The organism is Aquimixticola soesokkakensis, assembly GCF_900172375.1.
GTDB lineage: Bacteria > Pseudomonadota > Alphaproteobacteria > Rhodobacterales > Rhodobacteraceae > Aquimixticola > Aquimixticola soesokkakensis.
This window is the reverse complement of sequence record NZ_FWFS01000005.1, coordinates 13,797-39,709: the sequence shown is the minus strand read 5'-3', so window position 1 is coordinate 39,709 and position 25,913 is coordinate 13,797. Positions and strand designations below refer to the sequence as shown.

Sequence of the window (25,913 nt, the reverse complement as noted above, 5' to 3'; positions counted from 1 at the left end):
AGCGTAGAAAGGCGCGAGACAGTCCCGCGCCCTTTGATACTGTTAGTCTTTGGGGAGGTCCATCATCGCGGTGAAGGAGGCCTCGCAGGCCAGTTCCCCGTCCACTTCGGCACGGCCTTCGAACTTCCAGACCTTGCCGCCGCCGCGCTTGGTGGTGATGTGCATTTTCAGCACATCGCCGGGCACGACCTTGCGGCGAAATTTCGCGCTTTCGATATTCATGAAATAGACCAAAAAGTCTTTATCCGCGAGATCGAGGTCCACGCCCACCATCACCGCCGATGTCTGGGCCATCGCTTCGATGATCGTCACGCCGGGCATGATCGGTGCGCCCGGGAAATGGCCCTGAAAATGCGGCTCGTTGAAGGTCACATTCTTAAGACCTGTGCAGGTCTTGGAGCCGTCGATGTCGACCACACGATCCACCAGCAGAAACGGGTAACGGTGCGGAATAATCCGCTGAATCAGATCGATATCTGCGGTTTTCAAGGTCTCGGGCATCGGGCGTCCTCTTGCAATCTCAGTCGAACGTATCTAGCAATCCGCGCGCTTTATGACAAGCGCGTGACGGCTCAATTTGCGCTTGGGTCAGGGACAATCGGGGCATCAAGCAGGTCTGATGCGCCCTCGGTTCCATTCGCGGGACCGCTATCTGGCGCGCCATCGGGGGCGCTCAACCCTTGGGCACGCGCGCGTGCGTTCAACATTTCCACCGCCTGCGCCGACACATCGACGCTATCGGACAGCAAGAACACCTGCCCGCGTTCCAGCATCACCAGCGCGCCAAAATCGCGTGCGATGGCCGCCAGGACGGGGCGCAATTCCAGATCGAAAGCGGCAACACCGTCTTCGTAAAGCGTTTGGATGGCTTGGGATTTCGCATCCTGTTCGGCGCGGATACGCACGACTTTGGCATCAAACGCTTCGGCCTTGGCGCGAAACTCCTCGACCGCAAGCGTCTTGCGCGCCTCGGTGAGGGCCAGTTCCTCGTCTTGCAAGGCGGTCTGCACGCTGTCGTTTTCCGCGATCAACGCATCGCGCGCTGTGGCAACACGGCGCTGCAAATCCGCGCCGAAAATCGAGTTTTCAAGCACCCGTGCCTGATCGAACACCAGCACCGGCAAAAACGGGGTTGTCTCACCGGTTGCTTGACTGGCCGCGGATGTGGCCTGCGCCGCTGTCGATGCCTCCTGCGCGCCCAGCGGGCCTGCTGCGCATACAGCGACCAAAGCCCCGCGCAGAACGCGCAGGGCCAAGCCATCGAGCAGATCCCTGCCCCGCATCCTAGAAGCTCGTCGAAATGGTCAGATCAAAGGTCTGTTCTTCGTCGTAGTCTTCTTTCTGGAAGGCATGGGTGAAGTTGAAGCGCAACGGCCCCAGCGGCGTCGTCCAGAAGATCGTCGCCCCGACCACACCGCGCGGCGTGAAATCCAGACCGTCGATGGTGCTCATGTCGCCAAAATCATCCAAGCCCCAGACCGAGCCGTAATCGACAAACAAACCGCCCGAAATGCCGTATTCTTCGGGCAAACCAAGGGGAAATTCGCTTTCCAGACGCAGCACGGCATAGGAATTGCCGCCCAGCGGCGTGCCATCCTGCGCGCGCGGCCCGATGCCGCCCGGCTCGAAGCCACGGATCATCGAGGGCGAGTTCATGTAGCGATCCGTCACACGGGTGCCGTTCTCGTCAAAGCTTTCGACATGGCCCCCTTCAAGGATCGCCCGCAGGGTCACATCCCCGTTGAACACTTTGGTCTCGGCGGCAGCGGTTGCGTTGGTTTTGAGGAATTCGACATCCCCCCCCGCGCCGGAATAATCCTGACCAAAGCGCAGCACGATGCCCGCATCGGGGTTCAGACCGGAGCGGCGGTTGTCATAGCTCAAGGCATAGCCAACGGTGCTTTCGGTCACCATCCCCTGGTCGATGTCTTTCTGGATATAGGCGGGCACAGTGCCGTCGGAATCCAGCGTCACCTCGTCGCGCGAAATTTCGTAATTCACCGCCAGACGGGCATTTTCAGACAGCGGAAAGGTCAATTCCGGCGAGAAACCGTAGGTATCGACACCGAAATCCGCGTAGCTGTAGTTCACATTGCGATAATAGGCGTTCAAACCAAAGCCGACATTGCGCCCCAAAAAGCGCGGCTCAAGGAAATTGAAGCTGAGCGAGCCGTCATCAAGCTGGGTGGTCAGATCGAACGAAAGGGTCTGGCCACGGCCCAGAAAGTTGCGCTCGGAATAGGAAGCCACAAGGTTGAACCCGTCGGAAATCGAGTAGTTGCCGCCGATCGAGAAGCTGCCCGTGGGCTGTTCGGTCACATCGACATTGACCACCACCTGATCGGGGCTGGAGCCTTCGCGCGCATTGACGCTGGCATCGGAAAAGAAGCCAAGCGCGCGGATACGGCTGGCGGCCTTGCGGATCTCGCGGGGGTTGAAAGGATCGCCCTCAACCGTGTCGAACTGCTGGCGCACAACGCGGTCAAGCGTGGTGACATTGCCCTGCACATCGATGCGTTCCACAAAAACGCGCGGACCACGGGTCAGCACGAAGTCGACATCCAGCGTCTGGGCGCGGTCGTTGCGGGTCACGCGCGGCTCGATGTTGAGGAAATCGACACCCTCGCGCTCGGCGACGGCTTCCATGCGGCTGATGACGGTTTCGATGGCCACGGGCGAATAGGTCTGCCCCGCGCGCACATTGATCACATCCGCATAGGCGCTGGCATCGACCCCCGCGATCTCCGAGGAGACGGTGACATTGCCAAAGTCGAAACTCTGGCCTTCCTGCAGCGAGAAGGTCAGGAAATAGGCCGAACGGTCACGGGTAAACTCGGCATTCACATCGAGAATTTGAAAGTCGACATAGCCGCGCGAGGTGTAGAAATCGGTGAGCACCTGTTTGTCGAAATCCAGACGCGCAGGCGAAAACGTGTCGCGCTGGATGATGGCGCGCAGGAAACCGGCCTGTTTGGTTTCCAGAACACGGCGCAAACGCCCGTCGGAGAAACTGCGGTTGCCGACAAAGCTGAGGCGCTCGACCTCGACGACTTTGCCCTCGGTCACTTCGAACACCACATCGACGCGGTTCTGGTCGCGGCGAATGATTCGCGGTGTCACTGTGGCAGCCAGACGGCCCTTGACCTCATAGACTTCGGCAATGGCGGCGGCATCGTTTTCGAGCTGCGTGGGCGAATAGACGCGCCGGACCTGGGTGCCCAGAATGGGCAGCAGATCGTCATCCTTCATCCGCGCATTTCCCTCGATGGAAATGGCGTTCACCGTGGGATATTCGCTCACGCGGATGACAAGCGTCGATCCCTGGGGCGTGAATTCAACGGTTTCAAACAGCCCCGAGGCGACGACGCTTTGATAGGCATCGTTCAGCTCTGCGCCGCTGACCGTCTGACCGCGCGCAATCCCGGCGTAGGACAGGACCGTGTCGGTGGCCACGCGCCCGTTGCCCTCGACGCGCACCGTGTTGAAGGCAAAACTTTGCGCCTCAGCCTGAAAGGCCGTGGTCAGTCCCAGTTGAGGAAGCACCAACGGCGAGACCGTCAATGCCGTGCTTGCCAGTGCAAAAGCCCGCAGGCTCGTCGAAGTCGTCGCAAGAATGCGGTTGCGCGAAAGCGTCATAGGCGTGCTCACCTGTCCCGTGTTTTTCTTGTTGAGTACCTGTATCCGCAGGGCTTGTCAAAAACCCAAAGCCCCCGTCGGTCACTGACCGCGAGGGTGTCGTCAATATGACAGGGTTTGAACGCATCCTTGGGGGAAATCGGCGAAACTTTGCTGATGTCAGCCGGGCCGGGGGCGCGCGCCCTCGCCGCCCCTAGGGGGCCATCAGCACAGTGCCAAGCTGACTGCCCGTATACAGCGCCAACACAATCGTTGCGCCATAAAGCAAACGGTCCCAGTTCAGATCGGCAAGAAGCGACAAGCTGCGGTAGCTGGCCTGAATTGCGGTCATGTGGTCACTCCTGAACAGGGGGCCGGGGGGACCCTTTCCAGAGGGCCCGACGGGCGGCTGCGAAAACGCGCAAGTGCGTTCCTGCGCTGAGACCTTGCTATGCAACCTTTGCGGCATTCGTGGTGCGCAATTGTGGCGTTTTCAGGGCAGCCCCCCCCGCATGCCTGTCTTCAAGCGTGCCTGTCTTCAAGCGTGCCCATCTTCCAGCATACCTGTCTGCGCGCGCACCTATCTTTCGGGCCAGCGCCCTATCTTTCGGGCCAGCGTGCCTGTCTTTCGGCGCACCCAAAACGGGCAGAGGTTTCCCCCTGCCCGCGTCAGCGTCGCCAAACAGCACGCCGTCCCCTCAGACGCAGAACAAATCCGCGCCAAGTCCGGCCAGCATCATCACAAGGATCAGCCCCAACCCCAGCGTCATCATCACGCGGATGGCGCGTTCGGGCAGCGGTTTGCGCACCACGGCCTCATAGGCAAAGAAGACCAGATGCCCGCCGTCAAGCACGGGGATCGGGAACAGGTTCAACATCCCGATGGCCGTCGACAGCATGGCGATGAACCAGATGAAATTCGCGCCCCCCTGCGAGGCCATCGTGGCGGAGGTTTCGGCAATGCCGATCGGCCCCGACAGGTTGCAGGTCGAGATCGCGCCGGTGATCATGTGCCACAGGCCCGACAGGGAGGTGGCGATGATATCGCCGGTCTGGGTGACGCCGTAGGACAGGCTTTCAAACAGCCCCTGGCTTTGGGTTGCCGGGGTGAAAAAGAAGCCGCCGGAAATGCCGATCAACCAGCGGGTTTCAAACCCGCCATCGGGCAAGGGAAGGTCACGGCGGCGCGGTTCGAGCACTTTGGACAAGGTCTCGCCATCACGCCAGACCGTCAGATCCAGTGCCTTGCCCTGCGACGCCACGACGACCTCGCGCATCTGCTCGAAGGTTGCGATGTCCTGCCCGTCGATGGCCATGATCACATCGCCCGCCTCGATCCCCGCATCCAAAGCGGCGGATTTGGGCGAAATCCCCTTGGCCAGCGCCGGAAAGGGATGGGGCCCCGTGACTTCCATCTGCGCCCCGTCGCGCTGGATGGTATAGGGCAGTTGGGCCTCTTGCGGCAGGCTGGCAACATAGCCGTCAAGGTTTTCCACCGCAGGGGTTTGAAGACCGGCAATGGCAAGGATTTCATCGCCCGCTTGCAACTCGTTCACAAAGGGCAGCGGGTCGAGCTTGGCGATGGTCAGCGGGTTGGACGCCGTGCCCTGCACCATCATAAAGCCCGCAAAGACCGCAATCGACAGGATAAAGTTGAACACGGGGCCGGCAGCGACCGTCAGCGCGCGCGCCCAGAGCGGCGCGCCGGCCATGGTGCGCCGGCGCTCGGCCGCACTCAGCCCCTCGGTGCGGGTGCTGTCGGGTTTCGAGGCTGCATCGCCATCACCGGCGAATTTCACATAGCCGCCAAAGGGCAAGGCCGCGATCTGCCAGACCGTGCCGCGCTTGTCGGTGCGGCTGATCAGGGTCGGACCGAAGCCGACGGAAAACACTTCGGCGCCGATCCCGCACCAGCGCCCGACGATGTAATGGCCGTATTCGTGGATGGTCACGATCACCGAAAGCGCGACAACAAAGGCCACAAGGGTGAAAATCAAAGATCCGAACTGCGGGATCAAGCTGCTGATGTCCAAGGGGTGTCCTCTGCTCGTCTGTCGGGCGACCTTCTGGCCTGCCTCATTCTGGCGTCAAATCGTTAAAACCGCGTGTGCTATGCTTTCACCTGCGCGCCGTCCAAAAGCCGCGCGCGGGCAACCTCATCGGCTTGTGCCACGCATTCCAGCGTCAGACCAGTGCTTGCCAGCTCACCGCGCGCTGACATTGCCGCGAGCACCTGTTCCACCAGCCGCGCCATGTCACAAAAGCCGATGCGCTGGGCGATGAACAAATCCAGCGCCGCCTCTTTGGCCGCGTTGAATGCCGCCCCCGCCAACCCGCCTGTCGCCATGACCTCGCGCGCCAGACGCAGCGCGGGAAAGCGGACTTCGTCGGGGGCCTCGAAGCGCAGCCTGCCCAGTTTGGCCAGATCGAGCCGCGCCACGGGCAGATCGCGCCGCTCGGGCCAGTGCAGCGCATAGCCGATGGCGTGGCGCATATCGGGCGCCCCCAGATGCGCCATCAGCGCCCCGTCGCGAAAGCCCACGAGCGCGTGCACCATGCTTTCGGGATGCACGAGCACCTCGATCTGTTCGGGCAAAAATCCGAAATATTCTTTGGTTTCAATGACCTCCATCGCCTTGTTGAACATCGAGGCGCTGTCGATCGTGATGCGCTGGCCCATCGCCCAATTGGGATGCTTGCAGGCCTGTTCCAGCGTCGCCCCCTCAAGCCGCGCCTGATCCCATGTGCGAAACGGGCCGCCGGAGGCGGTGATGATGACCCGCTCGACCTCGCTGCGCTCTTCGCCCACCAGCGCCTGAAACACTGCCGAATGTTCGCTGTCGACGGGCAGGATGCGCGCGCCATGTGCCTGTGCCTCCCCCATCAACAGCGGCCCCGCAGTGACGAGGCTTTCCTTATTGGCCAGGGCCAAGGTCGTGCCGTGGCTCAGCGCCTCAAGTCCCGGCGCAAGTCCTGCCGCGCCGACAATCGCCGACATCACCCAGTCGGCAGGACGGCTTGCGGCCTCGCGCAGGGCGTGGCGACCGGCGGCGGCCTGCACCCCCGATCCGGCCAAAGCGTCGCGCAGCTCGGCCAGACGGCTTTCATCTGCCGTGACGGCGATTTGTGCGCGAAACTCGCGGGCATCGCGCGCCAGAAGGGCGATATTCGCGCCGCCCGTAAGCGCCACCACCTCATAGTCCTGCGGGGCGCGGCGGATCAGGTCGATGGTGTTCTGGCCGATGGAGCCCGTTGATCCGAATATGGAAATTCTGCGCATGGGCCTAAAGCACCCCGTCGATCAGATGCAGCAGATAGTACAATGCGCCAACCCCCACGAGCCCGTCAAAGCGGTCCATCACCCCCCCATGGCCGGGCAGAATATTGGACGCATCCTTGACACCGGCGTGCCGTTTGATCGCGCTTTCGGCAATGTCACCCATTTGGCTGGCAAAGGAAATGGCGACCGACAGCGCGACAAACACCATAAGCGGCATGGTCACCGCCGCCAGACCACCATGACAGAGCACGGCCAAAACCGCCGCCCCGACCCAGCCGCCAATCGCGCCGGACCAAGTTTTCTTGGGGCTGAGGGAGGGCCAGAATTTCGGGCCTCCCACAGCGCGTCCGACGAAATAGCCCATCACATCCGTGACCACCACAAGCCCGATGTAAAACACCAGCTCCGCGCGCCCGCCGTCCAGCGCCAGCGCGACAAGCCCTTGCGATCCAAGGATAATCAGCGCGCCATAGCCGATGGCGATGCCCCAGTCGCGCTTGCGCTCAAGCCCCGCGCGCAGCATCACGGCAAGTTCGCCGATCATGATGCAACCGCAGACCAGCACCAGCACGGAAAACACCCGTGGTCCGGCGGCAATCGCGGCCAAGCCCACCAGCCCCAGCGCAACGCCCGTGGTGACGCGCACCCCGAGGTCGCCCCATTTTTCCCGTAGTTTGCTGGCCATCTGTCCTCCTCAAGCTCCGCCTTGCACCGCGCCGCCGCGTCTCCTGCGTCCGGTCAGGCTTTCACGGCGCCGAACCGGCGGTCGCGCGCGGCAAACCGGTCCACACATTGCGCGAAAATCTCGCGGGTGAAATCCGGCCAGAGCGTGTCGATAAATTCGTATTCCGCATAGGCCGATTGCCAGAGCAGAAAGTTGGACACCCGTGCCTCGCCCGAGGTGCGGATCACCAAATCGGGGTCGGGCAGCACATGGGTGTCAAGATAGCTGGCCAGAGTCACTTCGCTGACCGTTTCCGCATCAAGCTTGCCCGCAGCCACGTCGCGCGCCAGATCCTTGACCGCGCGCGCCACCTCGTCACGCCCACCGTAATTCAGGGCAATCGTCAGATGCACAGTGTCGTTGCAGGCGGTCACAGTTTCCAGCTCGTCCATCAGCGCGACCAGTTTCCTGTCAAGCCGGTGGCGGTCTCCGATAAAGCGCACCCGCACCCCTTCGGACACGAGGTCTTTCATTTCGCCCATGATATAGCGGCGAAACAGTGACATAAGACCGGAGACCTCCGATTGGGTCCGTTTCCAGTTTTCAGTCGAAAAAGCAAATATCGTCAGGTATTTGACACCAACATCAGGGCAGGCACGCACGATTTCCTTGACGCGTTTGGCCCCGGCGGTGTGACCGAACAGGCGCGGCTTGCCACGGGTGGTCGCCCAGCGGCCATTGCCATCCATGATGATGGCCACATGCGCGGGCCCTGTTACTGTCACGTCCTTCAAGACCCTGCTCCTGCACGCTGCGCGCGCGTTACCCGTCGCACCCTCTTACCAGCAAAACACGCGGCGCGCAAAAACCTCGCCACTCTGTGGCGGGAAGACGCGCGCCGCCCAATCCTGTCGCTTAGACCTGCATGATTTCGGCTTGTTTGTTTTCAAGCGCGGCGTCGACCATTTTGATGTATTTATCCGTGGTCTCCTGCACTTCGCCTTCCCAGAGCTTCTGGTCGTCCTCGGACATGCCCGCCGCTTTGGCTTTCTTGATCTGGTCCATCCCGTCGCGGCGCACGTTGCGCACGGAAACGCGCGCATGTTCGGCGTAGCTTGCGGCGACTTTGGTCAGTTCACGGCGGCGTTCCTCGTTCAACTCGGGGATCGGCAGCATGATGATCGTGCCGTTGAGCTGGGGATTGATGCCCAAACCGCTTTCACGAATGGCTTTTTCGACCTTCCCGACCAAGCCCTTGTCCCAGACGTTGATCGTGACCATGCGCGGCTCGGGCACGTTGACGGTGCCAACCTGGTTGATCGGCGTGCTCGACCCGTAGGCGTCCACCATGATCGGATCAAGCATCGAGCCGGAGGCGCGACCGGTGCGCAGGGAGGCAAATTCCGTCTTGAGCGAACTCATCGCGCCTTCCATGCGGCGGCTCAGGTCATCAAGGTCGATTTCGATTTCGTCGGACATGGTTTTTTTCCCGGTATTCTCGTCTTTGGCCCGCTGCCTGTGCGGGCCCTGTGGTATTGGGCGCGATGCGGCGCGCAGCATTTCTGCGCGCTTATACCGCAATCAGCTGACAGTTGTATAGGTGCCATGCCCTTCGAGGATGGTGCGAAAGCCCCCCGGTTCATCAAGGGAGAACACAATCAGTGGCAGATCATTGTCGCGCGCCAGAGCGATTGCAGAGGCGTCCATCACCTTGAGATGCTTGGACAAGACCTCGTCGTAGCTGATATTCTCGTAGCGTTTGGCATCGGCATTGGTTTTGGGGTCTTTGTCATAAACGCCATCGACACCGTTTTTGCCCATGAAAATCGCCTCGCAGGCCATTTCGTTGGCACGCAGGGTCGCCGCTGTGTCGGTGGTGAAATAGGGGTTGCCCGTACCGGCGGCAAAGATACAAATGCGTTTCTTTTCAAGGTGACGCACGGCGCGGCGGCGAATGTAGGGTTCGGCCACCTCGTTCATGGTGATCGCGGAAATAACGCGGGTGTGCAGCCCGAGGGCTTCCAACGCGGCCTGCATCCCCAGCGCGTTCATCACCGTTGCGAGCATCCCCATGTAATCGGCCGTTGTGCGTTCCATGCCCTGCGCCGAGCCTTGCAAACCGCGGAAAATATTGCCCCCGCCGATCACCATGCAAATCTCGACACCCATTTCCTGCACTTTTTGCACTTCGCGCGCGATACGTTCGACGGTGGGCGGATGCAGGCCGAACCCCTGATCTCCCATCAGCGCCTCACCGGAAATCTTGAGCATAACGCGCTTGTATTTGCTGGTATTTCTGGTCATCGGGGTCCCCTGAATATCGTCTTGGCCTTTGGGCTGCTCGGTCATAAAATGGATCCCTACGCTTGGCGTGTAAACCTTGTGCGACCCTGCCCTGAACGGGCGCGCGACACAATGGACACGTGCAGATAATCGCGCCCCATTGGCGCCTCGATAGGTCAATTGCCAAATGTTCGACCGCAGTTCAATGCCTGACGGCCTCGCAAACGCAAAAGACAGGCCGGTGCTGATCGCAGGCCCCACTGCCAGCGGCAAATCGGCCCTGGCCCTCGAAATTGCGCAACGCGAGGGCGGCGTGATCGTCAATGCCGATGCGCTTCAGGTCTTTGGCAACTGGCGCGTCCTGACCGCGCGCCCCTCGAAGGATGAAGAATCCCGCGTGCCCCACCGCTTGTACGGCCATCTGGCGGGCGACTGCGCCTATTCCGTCGGTCATTGGTTGCGCGAGGTGGACGACATCCTGTCCGACTGGCGCGCCGGCGGGCCGCGCCCGATCATCACCGGCGGCACGGGGCTGTATTTTACCGCTCTGACACAAGGGCTTGCGCAGATCCCCCCAACCCCGCCCGCCCTGCGCGCCGAGGCGGATGCGCGCGTTGCCCGCGACGGGTTCGAGGGGCTTTTGGCCGAACTGGACGCGCGGGACCCGACCTCGGCGCAGGCGCTCGATCGCCAAAACCCCATGCGGGTGCAGCGCGCTTGGGAGGTCCTGCAGGCCACGGGGCGCGGCATTGCGGCATGGCGCGCCGACACGCCTGCGCCGCTGCTGGCGCTCGATCAGGTGACGCCCCTGGTTCTGGACGCCGAGCGCGACTGGCTGGCCGAGCGGATCGACCGGCGCTTTGATCTGATGCTCGCGGGCGGCGCGCTGGACGAAGCCCGCGCCAATCTGGCGAACTGGACCCCTGCCGCCCCTTCCGCCAAAGCCATCGGCGCGCCGGAGCTGATCGCCTATCTGCGCGGCGAGATCGACCTCAATACGGCCCGCCAGCGCGCGCAGGCCGCTTCGCGCCAATATGCCAAACGCCAGCGGACGTGGTTCCGCTCGAAAATGGCCGATTGGCACCGCATTTCGCTGCCCGAAACGGACTGACCCCAAGATAAGCCACCCCGACCAACCGATTGAGCACAAAAGATTTTTTGTCGCATTTTCGGTGGAGATTTGGTACTCTTGCACAAATCGAACATTTGGAGTCTGTGCTCATGGCCCGTTCCCAGCCGCTGTTGCCCGCTGATCTGCCGTTTGAGGCGCAGCGCGCGCCCCTGAACGCGCGCACCACCTCCGGCACGGCGGCCAGCACGACAACACCGCCTCCCGCAGTTCAGGCCCATGAAAGACTGGCCCAAGAAGTACTGGCCCAAGAAAGACTGGCCCAAGAGGTTCTGGCCCAAGACCACCCGCAGGCCGGTGATTACGCGATCAGCGCCCTCACGCGCATGGCGCAGGGCGAACGCTGGCGCACCGAGGCCATGCGCTCGCACCGCACGCCGAGCCTGTTGTGGTTTACCCGTGGGCAGGGCCGCATCACCATGTCAGGGATCACGCGCGGCTTTGGGCCTCATAACCTGCTGTTCCTGCCACCGCGCACCATGTATGGCTTTGAAGTGACGGGCGCGATCTATGGCTCTCTGGTGCATTTTCCCGACACAGACCGGCTGTCCCTGCCCCGCGAGCCGCTCCACCTTCGCTTTCGCGATGTCGGACAACAGACGGAAATTACATCGCTTATTGACCAGTTGTCGCGCGAAATCGATGCGGGACATCCCGACCGCGCGACGGCCTTGTTTCACATTTCGGGGCTGATCGGGGTGTGGTTGAACCGGCAAACCGCGGGCATGCCGGATGCCGGTTTGACGCCCGATGCCTCGCGCAAACTTGCCGCCGCCTTCACCGCTCTGGTCGAAGAAGAATTCACCTCAGGGGCCAATCTCACCCATTACGCGGCCGAACTTGGCGTCTCGACCACCCATCTCAGCCGCGCCTGCAATCTGGCCTGCGGTCGCCCTGCCTCGTCGCTTTTGGCGGATCGTATCCTGTTTGAGGCGCGCCGCCTGTTGATTGATAGCAACCTGCAAATCAAAGATATCGCCAGCACTCTGGGCTATCGCTCTGCGGCCTATTTCACCCGCGCATTCCAGAGCCACACGGGTCAAAGCCCCTCGGCATTTCGCAAAAGCCATCCGCCCCGCCAGACGCATTGAGCACATAAAAATCCGCCACAAGCAAAGGCTTGCGGCGGATCATGACTGTCGTGCGAAAGGGTCAGCCTGCGTTGGGGCTGTCGTTGATCATCTCCTGAATGTTGCCTTGCAACACGAGACGCTCGGCCACGTCATTGGCAAAGACGCCGACCATCGCATCGTAGAAATCCGCGCGTGACGGGGCCACGACGATCGCGTCTTGCGGCATCATCGGCAGCGAACCGACCTCGGCCGTCAGCGACACGGGGAAGCTGTCCACAAGGGCGTCATCTTGGGTGTAAATGCGCACTTCGCCGATCAGCGTGTTGAATTCGCCCTGCGCGTTCAGCATCGTGGTGCCGCCCAGCGAAATTTCCTCGATGGCGACTTCAACCTTGTTGCCATCCTCCACCATCATCGGGTCAATCGCCCCGAGAACGGCCATGTCCACATCAGCGGAAATTTCCGGCCAATAGGTCAGCGCGTTGCTGTCAACGGCTTCCAGTTCGGTTTTGGTTTCGACACTGGAGTAGCTCATCGACTGGGCAAAAGCCCCGGCAGAGGTGGCCAAAACAGTGGTGGCGGCAAGAGTTGCAATAATCGAACGTTTCATGGTCGTTCCTTTCAATCGGGGGACGCCGGCCAGACGGGTGTCTGCGGGCGGGATTGACAGGACAACGCGTGGGATTTCGCAAAGGTTCCGCGCCCACAGGACGCCGCGGATCACAGCTTGGGCATCACGGCCGGCCCTCTCGCTACTGGACTTCTCGCTGCCGGGTCTCTCGTGCGGGCTCTAGCTGCCCATGATGCGCAGGACGTAGTTCTTGGTCTCGCGGTACGGGGGCACGCCGTTGTATTTCTCGACCGCTCCGGGACCGGCGTTATAGGCCGCCAGCGCCAGACGCCACGAGCCGAATTTGGCGTGCATCATTTTGAGATAGCGCGCACCGCCGTCGAGATTTTCGGACGGATTGTTGGGATTGACCCCCAAAACCCGCGCGGTGTCGGGCATCAGCTGCGCCAGCCCGATCGCGCCCTTATGCGACTTTGCGCTGGCATTCCAACCGCTTTCCTGCTGCACAAGCCGCAAGAACAATTCTTCTGGAACCCCGTGTTTGCGCGCCGTGCTGCGCGCCATCGCCAGATAGGGACCGGCATATTTGCCCGTATAGCTGCCCGAAAAACTGCTGGGCACCGCCGCGCCTTTGGGGGCCAGTTCGACGGATCTGGAATATTGCTGCGCTGCGCGCCCGTCGAGCACCGAAAGCTGCGAGGCATAGACCGAATTGCGCGATTTGGACGAAAAGCTGATACTGTCAGCGCTGGCCTTTGCCGCGGGCCCAAACCCCGCCGCAACCACCAGCCCAAGGGCCAGCGCGCCGCAGATCATCCGCCGTTTTACCCGCACCACAGGCCAAGCATTTTGCCCCGCAGCGCCCTGCGCGTCATCCGTCAAATACCACATCAGTCCCTCGACCGTCGTTTTTGTTATCGGGCACTATACGGGCGGACCCCTGTATTTCCAGCGCAAGTTTTGACTGTTTTTCGCGCAATCGGGGAAATCCGCCGACCTGGCCCGGGGGATCCGCGCTTGCACCGCTTGGGAAAACGCGCGTTCAATCCAAGGGTCCAGCTGCCTGCATGCGGCGCGCGGCGCAGGTCCGATGAGGCCTTTCGCCGCGCGCGCGCCCGTTTTATACTTTCACAAAGGGGGCGGCAGTGGTGTAACACCGCCCAGACAGGTTCGAGATTCGAACGCATGATTTCACCAAAGACAGTACGGCAAAAAAGAGGTCCCCATGGCAGGTTCGGTAAATAAGGTTATCATCGTCGGCAACCTCGGGCGCGATCCCGAAGTGCGCAATTTCCAAAACGGCGGCAAAGTGGTCAACCTGCGCATCGCCACCTCGGAAAACTGGAAAGACCGCACCACCGGCGAGCGCAAAGAGCGCACCGAATGGCATTCGGTCGCGATTTTCTCCGAGCCGCTGGGCAATATTGCGGAGAAATATCTGCGCAAAGGCTCGACGGTCTACATCGAGGGCCAGCTCGAAACCCGCAAATGGCAGGACCAATCGGGCAACGACCGCTATTCGACAGAAGTCGTGCTGCGCCCCTATCGCGGCGAACTGACCCTTCTGGGCGGTCGTGGCGATGGCGGTCAGGGCGGCGGCCAAGGCAGCTACGGCGGCGGTGGGCAATCGGGTGGCGGCTACGATGATCGCGGTGGCTATGACGACCGTGGTGGCGCACCGTCGGGCGGCTCCCAAAGCGGCGGCGGCTTTGGCGGCGGTCGCTCGTCGATGGATGACGACGAAATCCCGTTCTGATCCGCGTTCTGATCCCCGCACAAGACACCGCAAAACACCGCAAAACACCAAAGGAGCGCCCCGCGGGACGCTCCTTTTTCGTATCATCAATGGCTCGCGGCAAGCGTCCAGCGCAAATCAGCGCGCAGCCAGCGCCTCGCTCAGAAGATCACGCACCACCTCGCGCGGCACATCCGAAGTCACAAAGGTCTTTCCGATCCCGCGCGCCAGAATAAAGCGCAACTGGCCATCGAGCACTTTCTTGTCCTGCCCCATCAGATCGAGCAGAGTATCGGCATCGGGCAAGTCCCCGTCGATGTCGCGCAGATCGACTTTGGTGCCCATCGCCCCAAGATGCTCGCGCAGGCGGCTGGGGTCTTCCTGGGGGCACAGACCCAGACGCGACGACAACTCGAACGCCAAAGCACAGCCGATGGCGACGCCTTCACCGTGCAACAGGCGGCTCGAATAGCCGGTGGCCTTTTCCAGCGCATGGCAAAACGTGTGGCCCAGATTAAGCAGCGCCCGGTCACCCTGTTCGGTTTCGTCACGTACCACGATTTCCGATTTCATCTCGACCGAGCGTTTGACGGCATAGGTGCGCGCGGCAAGGTCGCCTGCGGCCATTTTGGGACCGTTTTCAACCAGCCACTCAAAGAACAATTCATCCCCGAGCAGCCCGTATTTGATCACCTCGCCGTAGCCGGCCAGAAAATCGCGCGCCGGCAGGGTTTGCAGGATGCCGGTATCCGCGAGCACAAGGCTGGGCTGGTGGAACGCCCCCACAAGGTTCTTTCCGTGTTCGGTGTTGATGCCGGTCTTGCCGCCGACCGAACTGTCGACCTGCGCCAGCAATGTTGTCGGCACCTGGACGAATCGCACACCGCGGCGCAGAATCGCGCTGGCAAATCCGACCAGATCGCCGATCACACCGCCGCCAAGGGCGATCACGATATCGCGACGTTCCACCCGCGCGGCCAGCAACCACTCGACCGTGCGGCTCAGTTCGGCCCAGCATTTCGTCGCCTCGCCCGCAGGCAATGTCAGCGCGTGCAGCGCGATGCCCTCCTCGGCCAGCGCCGCCGTCAGAGCGGGCAGATGTGTTGCGCCGACGTTGGTATCTGTCACCACGAAGGCGCGTTTCTGGGTGCCCAGCATCGGCGCGATTTCACGGCCCGAGCGCGCCAAAAGCCCCGCCCCGATCCGGACATCATAGGCGCGTTCGCCCAAGGGAACATGCACGGTGCGAATGGTCGTGGTCATGCGGGGATCTCCTCCAGAATATCTTGATGTGCCGCCAGCGCCGACAGCACTTTTTGCGCCATGGCCTCGATCGGCATGCCCGTTTCGGCCTCAACAATGACGCCCGCCTTGCTGTAGAAGGGCGCGCGCGTCGTGCACAGCGCGGACAGGGTTTCATAGGGGTTTTCCGTGCGCAACAACGGCCGGTTGGTTTTGTGCCGCACGCGGTTCCACAACAGGTCGGCGTCGGCCTTGAGCCAGACCGCCACCCCGCGCGCGGCAATCGCCTCGCGGTTGCGTTCCGCCAGAAAAGCGCCGCCGCCCGTCGAGAGGATCACCCGCGATCCGTCCAGAAGACGCGAAATGACCTGCGCCTCTTTTTCGCGAAAGAACGCCTCTCCGTCGCGTTCGAAAATTTCTGCAATGGTGCGGTTCGCCGCTTCTTCGATTTCGGCGTCCGAATCGACAAAGGGCACGGACAACTTGCGTGCCAGCGCCATGCCCACCGCAGTTTTACCTGCGCCCATCATGCCCACGAGGGCGACCGTTCTGTTAAGCTTCCACGCCAAACCGGCATCTTCCTGCTTGAAAAAAATTCCGGCCCCTCAATGGCGTGATCTGCGGAAAAATGCCATATATAAATGCAACGCTGCGCCGACAGATGCGCAGAATGAGGCATGGAACACGAAAGGCTGGTGCGTATGGGCAAGTTCTTGGGACGATTGGTACTGGTCATTGTGGTCGCAGGCCTCTTGGGGCTGATCGGCTATGGCTACCTGGGCAATCTTTCGGCCAACCAAAGCGAGGTTCGCGTTCCCGTCACGCTGGAGGCGCAATGACCCCGCCGACCGCCTGCGTAGACCTGAGCGCCCCCACAGCATGATGCGATTTCTGCCCGCCCCGATCCGGTTCGCGTTCTGGCCTGCAATCGGGCCTGCGATCCGTCCTGAGCGCGCCGCCCTGCGCGCGCGCCAGAACGCGCGCCTGAATGCGCAGCTGCCTGTGTGGCGCCGGTTGCGCCGGTTGCACCGGTTGCACGGGGCAAGCAGCCTGCTGGCGCTGTGCCTGTGCCTGCCCGCCACCAGCGCCGTCGCGCAAGCCAGCCCCCCAATTCCCGCCGCAGTCCCCGCCACCGGGGAAGCGCCCCTGTCGGCCATCGACTGGCTGTCGGATTCCGTTGCCGCGCCCCAGTCGCCCACCGCCTCGAACCGCTCTATCGGCACGACCGGCGCGCCCGACCCGCTTGATCTGGCGACCAATGCCCTGCCCGAAAACGTCACCGTGCGCGCGCTCGATGCCCCCGACCCGAATGCAGCGGGGCTGTTGCCCCCCTCTGTCACCGGCCTGCCCGCCGATCTCTGGGGGGCCTCGGATGCGCGCAGCCTTGCGCGCCAGATCAGCGACCTGTCGCAGCGCGACCTCTTGCCCGCCGCGCAGCGCCTGTTTCACACGCTCTTGCTCGCCGAACTCGATCCCCCCGCCCTTGACCCGGATGCCATCCTGCTGATCGCCCGCCTCGATGCGCTGCTGGAAATGGGCGCGCTGGACGAGGCCGAGGCGCTGATCGAGCGCGCCCAGGTCAGCCGTCCCGAATTCTTTCGCCGCTGGTTCGATGTCAAACTGCTGCTGGGCACGGAAAATCAGGCCTGCGCGCGCCTTGATGCGCTGCCCAACCTGTCGCCGACCTATCCTGCGCGCATCTTTTGTCTGGCGCGTGGCGGGCGCTGGGATGCGGCGGCGGTGACGCTGGCGACCGCCGAGGCGCTCGACCTCATCTCCGCGCAAGAAGACGCGCTGATCACCAAATTTCTCGACCCCGATCTGTTTGACGAGGCCAGCGAACTGGATGTGCCCCAACCGCTCACCCCGCTGGCCTTTCGCATGCTCGAAGCGGTGGGCGAACCGATCCCTACAAACACCCTGCCTCTGGCCTTTGCCCAAAGCGATTTGCGCGATGTCATCGGCTGGCGCGCGCGCATCATCGCCTCCGAACGGCTGGCGCGTGCGGGGGCGCTGGATGCCAACCGGTGGCTCGGCATCTGGACCGAAGCCGGTCCCGCGGCCTCGGGCGGAATCTGGGATCGTGTCAGCGCCCTGCAAAATTTCGAGCGGGCGCTAAGCGCGGCAGAGGCCGGAACGCCCGAAGCGCTGGACGGGTCGCTGGACGGGGCGCTGGACGGGGCGCTGGACGTTGTGTGGCCCGCGATGATCGAGGGCGGCACGACAGACCCGTTTGCGACATTGTTTGCCGCGCGCCTGCTACCCTTTCTCGATGATGCGAGCGCCCTGCCCGATCACAGCGATATCGCGCGCACGATCGTCTTGCTGTCGCCCGATTACGAGGCGGGCGCGCGCAGCGACAGCCCCGCCAGCGCGCCCCTTGCGTTGGCCGAAAGCCTTGCGCTGGGGGCGCCCGTGCTGCCCGACCGCCCGACGCCGCTGATGCTGGCGATCCGCGACGGGTTTGCGATGCGCGGCGTGCCCGAGCGCCTGTCGGGCTACACGCAAAACGCCCAGCTTGGCGAAGGCATTCTGGCCGCGCTGGCGCTTCTGGATGGCAATGCGCTGGTCGATCTTGACGAGCTGCGCGACGCTTTGGCCTTTTTGCGCGCGGCGGGCCTGGAAGAAACGGCACGGCGCGCCGGCATCGAGGCCCTGTTGATGGACCGTGGCGCATGAGCGGTCCCAAAGCTGCGGTACAGGGTGCACTCTGGCTTCAGGCCTTTAGCGAGGCACAGGCCGCCGAACTTGGCGCGGCGGAAAACACACGCCTGAGCTATGCCCGAGATCTGGTTGATTTTGGGGACTTTTTGACACGTGAGGGTCGTAATTTCGCCACGGCCAGCCGCGCCGATGTCGAAAACTATCTGGTGTTTTGCGAAGCACAGGGACTGGCACAATCCACCCGTGCGCGCCGCCTGTCTTCGATCAAACAACTCTACCGCTTTGCCTTCGAGGAAGGGTGGCGCGACGACAATCCGGTGATCCAGATCCGCGGACCGGGGCGCACGAAAGCCCTGCCCAAAACCCTCAGCGTGCAAGAGGTCGAGCGGCTCCTGACGGCAGCGCGCGAAACGGGGCGCACGGCAGAGGACCGTCTGCGCAACACCTGCCTGATGGAGCTGCTCTATGCCACCGGCATGCGGGTGAGCGAATTGGTCAGCCTGCCCGTCGCGGCGGCGCGGGGCAATCCGCAGATGCTTCTGGTGCGCGGAAAAGGCGGCAAGGAACGCATGGTGCCCCTGTCGCCGCCCGCGCGCGACGTGTTGATCGCATGGCTCGAAACCCGTGACACCCTTGAGGATGCGGCCCGCGCCAAGGGCAAGCCTGCGTCGAAATTCCTGTTTCCCTCACGCGGCAAGCTGGGGCATCTCACGCGCACCGGCTTTTTCCTGCTGCTCAAAGACATCGCGGTGAACGGCGGCGTGTCGCCCGCAACCGTCACCCCGCACACGCTGCGCCACGCCTTTGCGACCCATTTACTTGCCAATGGTGCAGATTTACGCGCCATCCAGACGCTTTTGGGCCATGCAGACCTTTCCACGACCGAGATTTACACCCATGTTCTGCAAGACCGCCTGCGCGATCTGGTGCTGACCCATCATCCGCTGGCCAAAGACGACTGACCTCAAACAAAAGCGACCTTTGTAAAAACAATGACTTCTGACACGTCTTTTCTTGCGCAACTGGATGCAGCATTCTGGCTGACAGCCGCGGGGATCATCGCCCTGCTGGTGGCTTCCGCGTTTTTCTCCGGCTCGGAAACCGCGCTGACCGCGGCCTCGCGCGGCAAGCTGCGCTCGCAGGCCGACAAAGGGTCGAAAGGGGCCAAGCGCGCGCTTGACATTACCGAGGACAACGAACGCCTGATCGGCTCGGTTTTGCTGGGCAATAACCTGGTGAATATTCTGGCCACATCGCTGACCACCGCGCTGATGACGCGTGTTGTGGGGGATGGCGGCGTGGCGCTGGCGACCTTGATCATGACGCTCTTGGTGTTGGTATTTTCTGAAGTCTTGCCAAAGACTTATGCGATCACCAACCCCGAAACCGCGGCCTCGCGCGTGGCTGCGCCCATCGCGGGGATCATCCTGATCTTTTCGCCCATCGTGGCGGCGGTGCGCGCGCTGGTGCGCGGGCTTTTGTCGCTTTTCGGGGTGACCACCGACCCCGACAGCCAGATTCTGGCCGTGCGCGAGGAAATCGCGGGCGCCATTTCGCTGGGCCACTCCGAGGGCGCCGTGGAAAAAGAAGACCGCGACCGCCTGCTCGGCGCGCTGGATCTGGCGGATCGCACGGTCGAGGAAATCATGCTGCACCGCAGTCAGATCGAAATGGTGGACGCCGCGCTGCCTGCCGATCAAATCCTTGAAAAGTCACTTAATTCCCCGCACACCCGCCTGCCGCTTTATCGCGACGATCCCGAAAATATCGTCGGTGTTCTTCATGCCAAAGACATGCTGCGCGCCATGCATGCCCGCCGCGACGAGGCCGGAAAAACCGATACCAGCATGGCCGATTTCGACGTGATGTCCGTGGCGATGAAGCCCTATTTCGTCCCCGAAACCACGACGCTAGACGACCAGATGCGCCAGTTTTTGCGCCGTCACACGCATTTCGCGCTGGTTGTGGATGAATACGGGTCCCTGCGCGGCCTGATCACGTTGGAAGACATCCTTGAAGAAATCGTGGGGGAAATTACCGACGAGTTCGACGAAGATGCGCCAAGCCCGTTCAAACGCTTGAAATCAGGCGATTATGTCGTTGAAGGCACCACCACCATTCGCGACCTTAACCGCGCCACCGATTGGGCATTGCCCGATGATTACGCCAATACGGTCGCCGGTCTGGTGATCCATGAGGCCCAGACCATCCCCGCGCAGGGGCAGGTGTTTTCCTTCCACGGCTTTCGCTTCGAGGTGGTGACGCGCGAGGCCAACCGCATTGCCAAGCTCAAAATCCGCCCGCTCTAAGATGCTGTCTTATCAACATATTTTCCACGCGGGCAATTTGGCGGATGTGCAAAAACACGCGGTTCTCGCAACCGCGCTGGACTATCTCACGCAAAAACCCAAACCTCTCACCTATATCGAAACCCACGCGGGTCGTGGCCTGTATCATCTGGACGCGGCCGAGGCGCTGAAGACCGGCGAAGCAGCGCAGGGGATCGAACGGTTTGCCCATTGGTTCCAGCCCGACCACCCCTATGCGCGCGCCATTGCGCAGGTGCAGCGCGGCTTTGGACAGAGCGCCTATCCCGGATCGCCTGCGGTTGCTGCAAGCCTTCTGCGCCCCGAGGATCGAATGCAACTGGCCGAACTCCACCCGCAAGAACATGCCGCCCTTGAGCGAAATCTGGCGGGTAACCCCTTGGGCGACATGCCAAAAGTCACCACGCACAAGCGTGACGGCTTTGAAATGGCACAGGCTATCTGCCCGCCCGATCCGCGGCGCGGGCTGATGCTGATCGATCCCTCCTACGAGATCAAAACCGACTACGACACGATCCCCAAAACGATCCAGCAGCTGCATCGCAAATGGAATGTAGGGGTGATCCTGTTGTGGTATCCGATCCTCACATCCGGGGCGCATCATGCCATGCTGGGCGCGCTCGAAGCGGCCAATCTGCCCGACACCACACGCTTCGAGGTCGCGTTCCCCCCCGCGCGCAAAGGGCACGGCATGGTCGGATCGGGCCTGTTCATGGTGAACACGCCCTACGGGCTGAGCGGGGAAATCGCGCGATTGACCAAGCTTTTCAAAACGCTGGCATGAAAAAAGGCACCGCCGCGCAGTGCCCTTTATCCTTATAAAACAGCGCCTTGATGCGAGGCTAGCGCGATTTGAACAGCCCGCCCAAAATGCCGCGCACGATGCGCTTTCCGGTGGTGCCGGTCAATTCCTTCATCACCATTTTGCCCAGTTGGGCGCTCAAGGCATCCGATCCTTTGGCACGTGAACTGCGCCGCGAGGTCGTCGTGCCCCCATCATAGCGGCGCGCCTTCTGGAATTCGCGCGCCGCTTGCGCTTCTTGTTTTTCCTGCGCCTCCAGGCGCTCGGCCTCGGCCTCTGCGGCGGCGGCCGCTTCTGCGGCTTTGCTTGCGCGGGCCGTCAGCATTTCCATGGCTGACACGCGGTCAATTTTGGCCTCGTATTTGCCGGCGATGGGCGAGGTTGCGATGCAATCTGCGCGCTCGCCAGCGGTAATCGGCCCAAGCTGGCTGGAGGGCGGGCGGATCAAGGTGCGTTCCGCGATTCCCGGAATGCCCTTGTCGAGCAACAAAGAGGTGACGGCCTCGCCCGTGCCGACATCGCGGATCGCGTCTTCGATGACGAATGCGGGGTTGGGCCGATAGGTCTTCGCGGCCAGCTTGAGGTCCTTTTGATCGCGCGCCGTAAACGCGCGCAGCGCGTGTTGTACGCGGTTGCCCAGCTGCCCCAAAATGTCTTCGGGGATATCGGCGGGGTTCTGGGAGACGAAATAGACGCCGACACCTTTCGAGCGGATCAGGCGTGCGACCTGTTCGACCTTATCGACCAGAACCTTGGGCGCGTCATCGAACAGCAAATGCGCCTCATCAAAAAAGAACACAAGCTTGGGCTTGTCGGGATTGCCAACTTCGGGAAGCTCCTCAAAAAGTTCGGATAACAGCCATAGCAGAAATGTCGCGTACAAACGCGGGCTGTTCATCAATTTATCCGACGCAAGGATGGAAATCCGCCCGCGCCCGTCGGCATCGGTGCGGATGATATCCGACAGTTCCAGCGCCGGTTCGCCAAACATATGCGCCCCGCCCTGGTTTTCGAGCACCAAAAGCGCGCGCTGGATCGCCCCCACGGAGGCCGCCGACACATTGCCGTAGCGCAGGCTCAAGTCCTTGCCGTTTTCGCCCACCCAGACCAGCAGCGCCTGAAGATCCTTGAGGTCCAGCAGCGGTAGCCCCTGTTCATCCGATACGCGGAAAGCAATGTTCAACACACCCTCTTGGGCATCGTTCAGCTCCATCAGGCGGCTCAACAACAGCGGGCCCATTTCCGCAACGGTGGTGCGGATCGGGTGGCCCTGATCGCCAAACAGGTCCCAGAAGGTCACGGGAAAGGCGCTATAGGCGTAGTCTTGAAAGCCGATCTTTTGTGCGCGCGACACAAAGGCCTCATGCAGCTTGGCCTCTGGTGTGCCCGATTTGGCCAACCCCGACAGATCGCCTTTCACGTCAGAGAGGAACACCGGAACGCCCTGCGCCGCAAAGCCTTCAGCGAGAATCTGCAGGGTGACCGTTTTGCCGGTGCCGGTGGCCCCCGCGATCAGCCCGTGGCGGTTGCCGTATTTCAACAACAACCCCTGCGCCGCGCCGTAATCTGCGCCGCCGCCTCCGATAAAAATGCTTTCGCTCATCGCGCCCGACACTCCCGTTCTCTTTAAGTTCACCACCGGTTCCCCGCGACAATACAAAATTAACCCTTTTGTGCCAGTGTGAACCTGTCCAGATCGTCCTCCTCTTCGATCTGGATTGACTTCCTCCCTGTCAGACTGGCCGCGTTGCTCATCGGAGCGCGCGGTTTTTTTTGCCCAAAGGACGCCGCATAACCCGCGCCCCACAACCCGCGCGGGCCGCAGCGCGACAGGCCACACTCACGCCGCATAAACTGCTGAATTATTTTGCACATCAGACCGGCTGCCGCGCACTGCACGGGCGCTGTCGCACAAATGTAATGTGGGCTGTTGACGGCCTTTTTGTCTTCGTCTAGCGTCTGGAGAATAACAGATCAGCCAAGTCTGACAGGGAATAAAAATGTAAAAAAGGATCGCGTTTTTGCGGTCCTTTTTTCATGTCACCACCATTTTTTTTTGTTCCACCACAAGCGCTTGGTGCACAAACGGCTCCCGCACAGCCGCGCCAAAGCCCCCCCGCCAAAGGCGGATCAGCAGATCACCACCGATTGATCCAAATCCGCCTGACAGTCCTTGGCCCACGTGATAGAGACGCTGCAAAGTCACTTAAATCCACAGGACGATCATGACACAAATCACAGGCCGCCTTTCCGGTCGCACCGCATCGCTTGCTTTGGCAACCGTCCTCGGGCTGGGCTTTGCACCCCTTGCCTTTGCCCAAGACACCGCCGCACAGGACGCTGCCGCACAGGACACTGCCCCCCAAGCGGACGCCACCCAAGAGAGCGCGCCCCAAGAAAGCACACCGGCGCCCGCAGAGACCGCATCAGACGCGGCAACCGCCCAAACCAGCGATTCGAGCGACAGCAACGTGATGCCCGATGGCAGCCGCCTTGTGTCGACTCACGGGGATTGGCAATTGCGCTGCCGCGAAGTCGATAGCGGGCTGGATAGCTGCAACATCTACCAGTTGCTGCAAGACGACAAAGGCAACAATGTCGCTGAAATCACCCTCTTCCAACTGCCCTCCTCTGAAGGCGGTGCCGAAGCCGGTGCGACCGTGATTGCGCCGCTGGGCACCCTGCTGACCGTGCCGCTGACACTGGCCGTCGATAACGGCGAGGCCATGCGCTACCCTTACGCCTTTTGCACCGAAATGGGCTGTTTTTCCCGCATCGGCCTGACCCCGGAAGAAATTGCCGGTTTCAAAGCAGGCAAGCAGGCCACGATCACCGTGGTGCCCGTGGCTGCCGCCGATCAGCCCGTGGCGCTGAACCTGTCGCTCTCGGGCTTTACCGCCGCCTATGCGGCATCGATTGAGGCCAACAAGCCGCTGGCCGACGCCAACGCACAGTAAGCTGGCGGCAAAGACGACAAAAAAGGCGCGGGTCACTCCGCGCCTTTTTCATGTCCTGAGGTCGTAGGCCTCAGGCGGCTTTGCGCAGGGCCAGAACCGCATTCAACCCGCCAAAGGCAAAAGCGTTCGACAACACCACATCCACCGGCACATCGCGCGCTTCGTTGGGTACCACGTCCAGCGCGCATTCGGGGTCGGGTTCTTCGTAATTGATCGTGGGCGCAATCACCCCGTCGCGCAGCGCCATGATACAGGCCAGCAATTCGACCGCCCCCGTGCCACCGATCAAATGCCCGTGCATGGATTTGGTCGAGGACATCATCACCTTGTCGGCATGGTGCCCCAAGGCGTCGGCCACCGCCGCGCATTCGGTTTTGTCATTGGCAGCGGTGCCCGTGCCATGCGCGTTGATGTAGCCGATATCCTCGGCGTTGATTTTGGCGTCTTTCATCGCGCCCGAAATTGCACGCGCCGCCCCCTGTTTGGAGGGCATCACGATATCGGACGCATCCGAGGTCATGGCGAAACCGATCACCTCGGCCAGAATATCCGCGCCGCGGGCTTTGGCATAGTCATAATCCTCGAACACGAACACCGTCGCGCCCTCGCCCTGTACCATGCCGTTGCGGTTCAGGGAAAACGGGCGGCAGGCATCCTTGGACATGACGCGCAGCCCCTCCCACGCCTTCACCCCGCCAAAGCACAGCATGGATTCCGACCCGCCCGTGACCATCGCGGTTGCCATGCCACAGCGGATCATGTTGAACGCCTGCCCCATGGCGTGGTTGGACGACGCACAGGCCGTGGCCACCGTAAAGGACGGCCCCTTGAGGTTATATTCCATCGACACATGGCTACAGGCGGCATTGTTCATCAGCTTGGGCACGACAAAGGGATGAACGCGGTTCTTGCCCTCTTCATAGACCACACGGTAGTTTTCGTCCTGCGTGGTCAGCCCGCCCCCCGAGGTGCCCAGAATGACACCGGATGTGGCAGCCAGTTCCCCGATAAAGGTCAGGCCGGATTGGCCAATGGCCTCTTTGGCGGCATGCAGGGTGAATTGGGTAAAGCGGTCATAGAGCGCGATTTGCTGGCGGTTGAACCGGTTCTCGGCATCCCAGTTATGGACCTGCCCGCCGATCTTGATCGCAAGTCGATCCACGTCACGAAAGTTCAGCTCGGAAATGCCGCAACGCCCTTCGCGCATGGCCTCCATCGTGGCCGGAACGCTCAAACCAAGCGCGTTGACCGTGCCCGCGCCGGTGATGACGACCCGTTTCATGCGGTTTGTTCAGCGACAAGTTTTTCCACCGCCGCCACAATCGAGGCCACCGACGAGATGTCGAACTCCGACTGTTCGGGTTCGTTGGCGTTGAAGGGCACGGTGATGTCAAAGGCTTCCTCGATCGCAAAGATGCTTTCGACAAGGCCAAGGCTGTCGATCCCGAGCGCCTCGAGCGATTGGTCCATGGACACATCGCTTTCGTCGAGAACTGCCTGTTCCGCGATGATCGCGATGACTTTGTCTTTCACGTTCTCGGCCATGCTCTTGCCTCCCGCTTTCTGTCTGT

The 25,913-nt window shown here is 61.9% G+C and carries 26 protein-coding genes; 9 read left to right on the top strand and 17 right to left on the bottom strand.

Annotated features, from left to right (window positions below; translation table 11 throughout):
• Positions 1-42 precede the first annotated feature (42 nt).
• The 10 genes from fabZ to pyrH form a co-directional block, all read right to left on the bottom strand.
• Positions 43-501, bottom strand: a complete 459-nt coding sequence (gene fabZ, locus AQS8620_RS07395) for a 3-hydroxyacyl-ACP dehydratase FabZ (protein WP_085836225.1) — start codon at positions 499-501, stop codon at positions 43-45.
• 71 nt (positions 502-572) lie between these two features.
• The gene (locus AQS8620_RS07390; protein ID WP_085836224.1) at positions 573-1,283 is read right to left on the bottom strand and encodes an OmpH/Skp family outer membrane protein; all 711 of its coding nucleotides are present in this window, start codon (positions 1,281-1,283) and stop codon (positions 573-575) included.
• A 1-nt stretch (position 1,284) separates the two neighbouring features.
• Positions 1,285-3,636 carry an outer membrane protein assembly factor BamA gene (gene bamA / locus AQS8620_RS07385; protein WP_085836223.1) on the bottom strand — a complete coding sequence of 784 codons (2,352 nt, stop codon included), beginning with the start codon at positions 3,634-3,636 and terminating at the stop codon, positions 1,285-1,287.
• A gap of 193 nt (positions 3,637-3,829) precedes the next feature.
• Complete coding sequence (locus AQS8620_RS17135) at positions 3,830-3,967, bottom strand: hypothetical protein (RefSeq protein ID WP_200809605.1); 138 nt, start codon at positions 3,965-3,967, stop codon at positions 3,830-3,832.
• Positions 3,968-4,313: 346 nt separating this feature from the next.
• On the bottom strand, positions 4,314-5,648 hold the full coding sequence (gene rseP, locus AQS8620_RS07380; protein WP_085836222.1) for an RIP metalloprotease RseP: 1,335 nt from the start codon (positions 5,646-5,648) through the stop codon (positions 4,314-4,316).
• A 77-nt stretch (positions 5,649-5,725) separates the two neighbouring features.
• Positions 5,726-6,895, bottom strand: a complete 1,170-nt coding sequence (dxr, locus tag AQS8620_RS07375; RefSeq protein ID WP_085836221.1) for a 1-deoxy-D-xylulose-5-phosphate reductoisomerase — start codon at positions 6,893-6,895, stop codon at positions 5,726-5,728.
• 4 nt (positions 6,896-6,899) lie between these two features.
• Positions 6,900-7,580 carry a phosphatidate cytidylyltransferase gene (locus AQS8620_RS07370; protein WP_085836220.1) on the bottom strand — a complete coding sequence of 227 codons (681 nt, stop codon included), beginning with the start codon at positions 7,578-7,580 and terminating at the stop codon, positions 6,900-6,902.
• 53 nt (positions 7,581-7,633) lie between these two features.
• A complete protein-coding gene (gene uppS / locus AQS8620_RS07365; RefSeq protein WP_085836219.1) occupies positions 7,634-8,353 on the bottom strand; it encodes a polyprenyl diphosphate synthase in 720 nt (239 codons plus the stop codon).
• 121 nt (positions 8,354-8,474) lie between these two features.
• The gene (gene frr / locus AQS8620_RS07360) at positions 8,475-9,038 is read right to left on the bottom strand and encodes a ribosome recycling factor (protein ID WP_085836406.1); all 564 of its coding nucleotides are present in this window, start codon (positions 9,036-9,038) and stop codon (positions 8,475-8,477) included.
• 102 nt (positions 9,039-9,140) lie between these two features.
• Complete coding sequence (pyrH, locus tag AQS8620_RS07355) at positions 9,141-9,863, bottom strand: UMP kinase (RefSeq protein WP_370737885.1); 723 nt, start codon at positions 9,861-9,863, stop codon at positions 9,141-9,143.
• A 184-nt stretch (positions 9,864-10,047) separates the two neighbouring features.
• On the opposite strand from pyrH, the gene miaA reads away from it, so the two are divergent.
• Together miaA and AQS8620_RS07345 are read left to right on the top strand one after the other, a co-directional pair.
• Positions 10,048-10,953: a tRNA (adenosine(37)-N6)-dimethylallyltransferase MiaA gene (gene miaA / locus AQS8620_RS07350; protein ID WP_085836217.1), complete on the top strand. Its 906-nt coding sequence runs from the start codon at positions 10,048-10,050 to the stop codon at positions 10,951-10,953.
• 110 nt (positions 10,954-11,063) lie between these two features.
• Positions 11,064-12,062 carry a helix-turn-helix domain-containing protein gene (locus AQS8620_RS07345; RefSeq protein WP_234990411.1) on the top strand — a complete coding sequence of 333 codons (999 nt, stop codon included), beginning with the start codon at positions 11,064-11,066 and terminating at the stop codon, positions 12,060-12,062.
• 61 nt (positions 12,063-12,123) lie between these two features.
• Here AQS8620_RS07345 and AQS8620_RS07340 read toward each other — a convergent pair whose 3' ends face one another.
• Positions 12,124-12,654, bottom strand: coding sequence for a hypothetical protein (locus tag AQS8620_RS07340; protein ID WP_085836216.1), 531 nt, complete (start codon positions 12,652-12,654; stop codon positions 12,124-12,126).
• A 180-nt stretch (positions 12,655-12,834) separates the two neighbouring features.
• The gene (locus AQS8620_RS07335) at positions 12,835-13,431 is read right to left on the bottom strand and encodes a lytic transglycosylase domain-containing protein (protein WP_085836404.1); all 597 of its coding nucleotides are present in this window, start codon (positions 13,429-13,431) and stop codon (positions 12,835-12,837) included.
• A 409-nt stretch (positions 13,432-13,840) separates the two neighbouring features.
• On the opposite strand from AQS8620_RS07335, the gene ssb reads away from it, so the two are divergent.
• Positions 13,841-14,371 carry a single-stranded DNA-binding protein gene (ssb, locus tag AQS8620_RS07330; RefSeq protein WP_085836215.1) on the top strand — a complete coding sequence of 177 codons (531 nt, stop codon included), beginning with the start codon at positions 13,841-13,843 and terminating at the stop codon, positions 14,369-14,371.
• A 117-nt stretch (positions 14,372-14,488) separates the two neighbouring features.
• On the opposite strand, the gene aroB is transcribed toward ssb, so the two are convergent.
• Positions 14,489-15,613 carry a 3-dehydroquinate synthase gene (gene aroB, locus AQS8620_RS07325; protein ID WP_085836214.1) on the bottom strand — a complete coding sequence of 375 codons (1,125 nt, stop codon included), beginning with the start codon at positions 15,611-15,613 and terminating at the stop codon, positions 14,489-14,491.
• Positions 15,610-16,188 (bottom strand): shikimate kinase, encoded by a 579-nt coding sequence (locus tag AQS8620_RS07320; RefSeq protein WP_268805377.1) that lies wholly within the window; start codon positions 16,186-16,188, stop codon positions 15,610-15,612. Before AQS8620_RS07320 ends, aroB begins: the two co-directional genes overlap by 4 nt.
• 81 nt (positions 16,189-16,269) lie before the next feature.
• On the opposite strand from AQS8620_RS07320, the gene AQS8620_RS17045 reads away from it, so the two are divergent.
• The 5 genes from AQS8620_RS17045 to AQS8620_RS07300 are packed head-to-tail and all read left to right on the top strand — an operon-like array spanning position 16,270 to position 21,367.
• Complete coding sequence (locus tag AQS8620_RS17045; RefSeq protein ID WP_159453215.1) at positions 16,270-16,431, top strand: hypothetical protein; 162 nt, start codon at positions 16,270-16,272, stop codon at positions 16,429-16,431.
• A 40-nt stretch (positions 16,432-16,471) separates the two neighbouring features.
• Positions 16,472-18,271, top strand: coding sequence for a hypothetical protein (locus AQS8620_RS07315; RefSeq protein WP_085836212.1), 1,800 nt, complete (start codon positions 16,472-16,474; stop codon positions 18,269-18,271).
• A complete protein-coding gene (locus AQS8620_RS07310) occupies positions 18,268-19,218 on the top strand; it encodes a site-specific tyrosine recombinase XerD (protein WP_085836211.1) in 951 nt (316 codons plus the stop codon). Before AQS8620_RS07315 ends, AQS8620_RS07310 begins: the two co-directional genes overlap by 4 nt.
• A 30-nt stretch (positions 19,219-19,248) precedes the next feature.
• Complete coding sequence (locus tag AQS8620_RS07305) at positions 19,249-20,565, top strand: HlyC/CorC family transporter (RefSeq protein ID WP_085836210.1); 1,317 nt, start codon at positions 19,249-19,251, stop codon at positions 20,563-20,565.
• A gap of 1 nt (position 20,566) precedes the next feature.
• Positions 20,567-21,367: a 23S rRNA (adenine(2030)-N(6))-methyltransferase RlmJ gene (locus tag AQS8620_RS07300; RefSeq protein WP_085836209.1), complete on the top strand. Its 801-nt coding sequence runs from the start codon at positions 20,567-20,569 to the stop codon at positions 21,365-21,367.
• Positions 21,368-21,425: 58 nt separating this feature from the next.
• On the opposite strand, the gene AQS8620_RS07295 is transcribed toward AQS8620_RS07300, so the two are convergent.
• Positions 21,426-22,988 carry a helicase HerA-like domain-containing protein gene (locus tag AQS8620_RS07295; RefSeq protein ID WP_085836208.1) on the bottom strand — a complete coding sequence of 521 codons (1,563 nt, stop codon included), beginning with the start codon at positions 22,986-22,988 and terminating at the stop codon, positions 21,426-21,428.
• A gap of 622 nt (positions 22,989-23,610) precedes the next feature.
• Between AQS8620_RS07295 and AQS8620_RS07285 the strand changes: the two genes are divergently transcribed.
• Entirely contained in the window at positions 23,611-24,342 is a 732-nt protein-coding gene (locus AQS8620_RS07285) for an invasion associated locus B family protein (protein WP_085836206.1), read from the top strand.
• Between the two features lie 70 nt (positions 24,343-24,412).
• Here AQS8620_RS07285 and AQS8620_RS07280 read toward each other — a convergent pair whose 3' ends face one another.
• Both AQS8620_RS07280 and AQS8620_RS07275 read right to left on the bottom strand, forming a co-directional pair.
• Complete coding sequence (locus AQS8620_RS07280; protein WP_085836205.1) at positions 24,413-25,624, bottom strand: beta-ketoacyl-[acyl-carrier-protein] synthase family protein; 1,212 nt, start codon at positions 25,622-25,624, stop codon at positions 24,413-24,415.
• A complete protein-coding gene (locus AQS8620_RS07275; protein ID WP_085836204.1) occupies positions 25,621-25,887 on the bottom strand; it encodes an acyl carrier protein in 267 nt (88 codons plus the stop codon). The genes AQS8620_RS07280 and AQS8620_RS07275 overlap by 4 nt, the downstream gene beginning before the upstream one ends.
• Positions 25,888-25,913 lie beyond the last annotated feature (26 nt).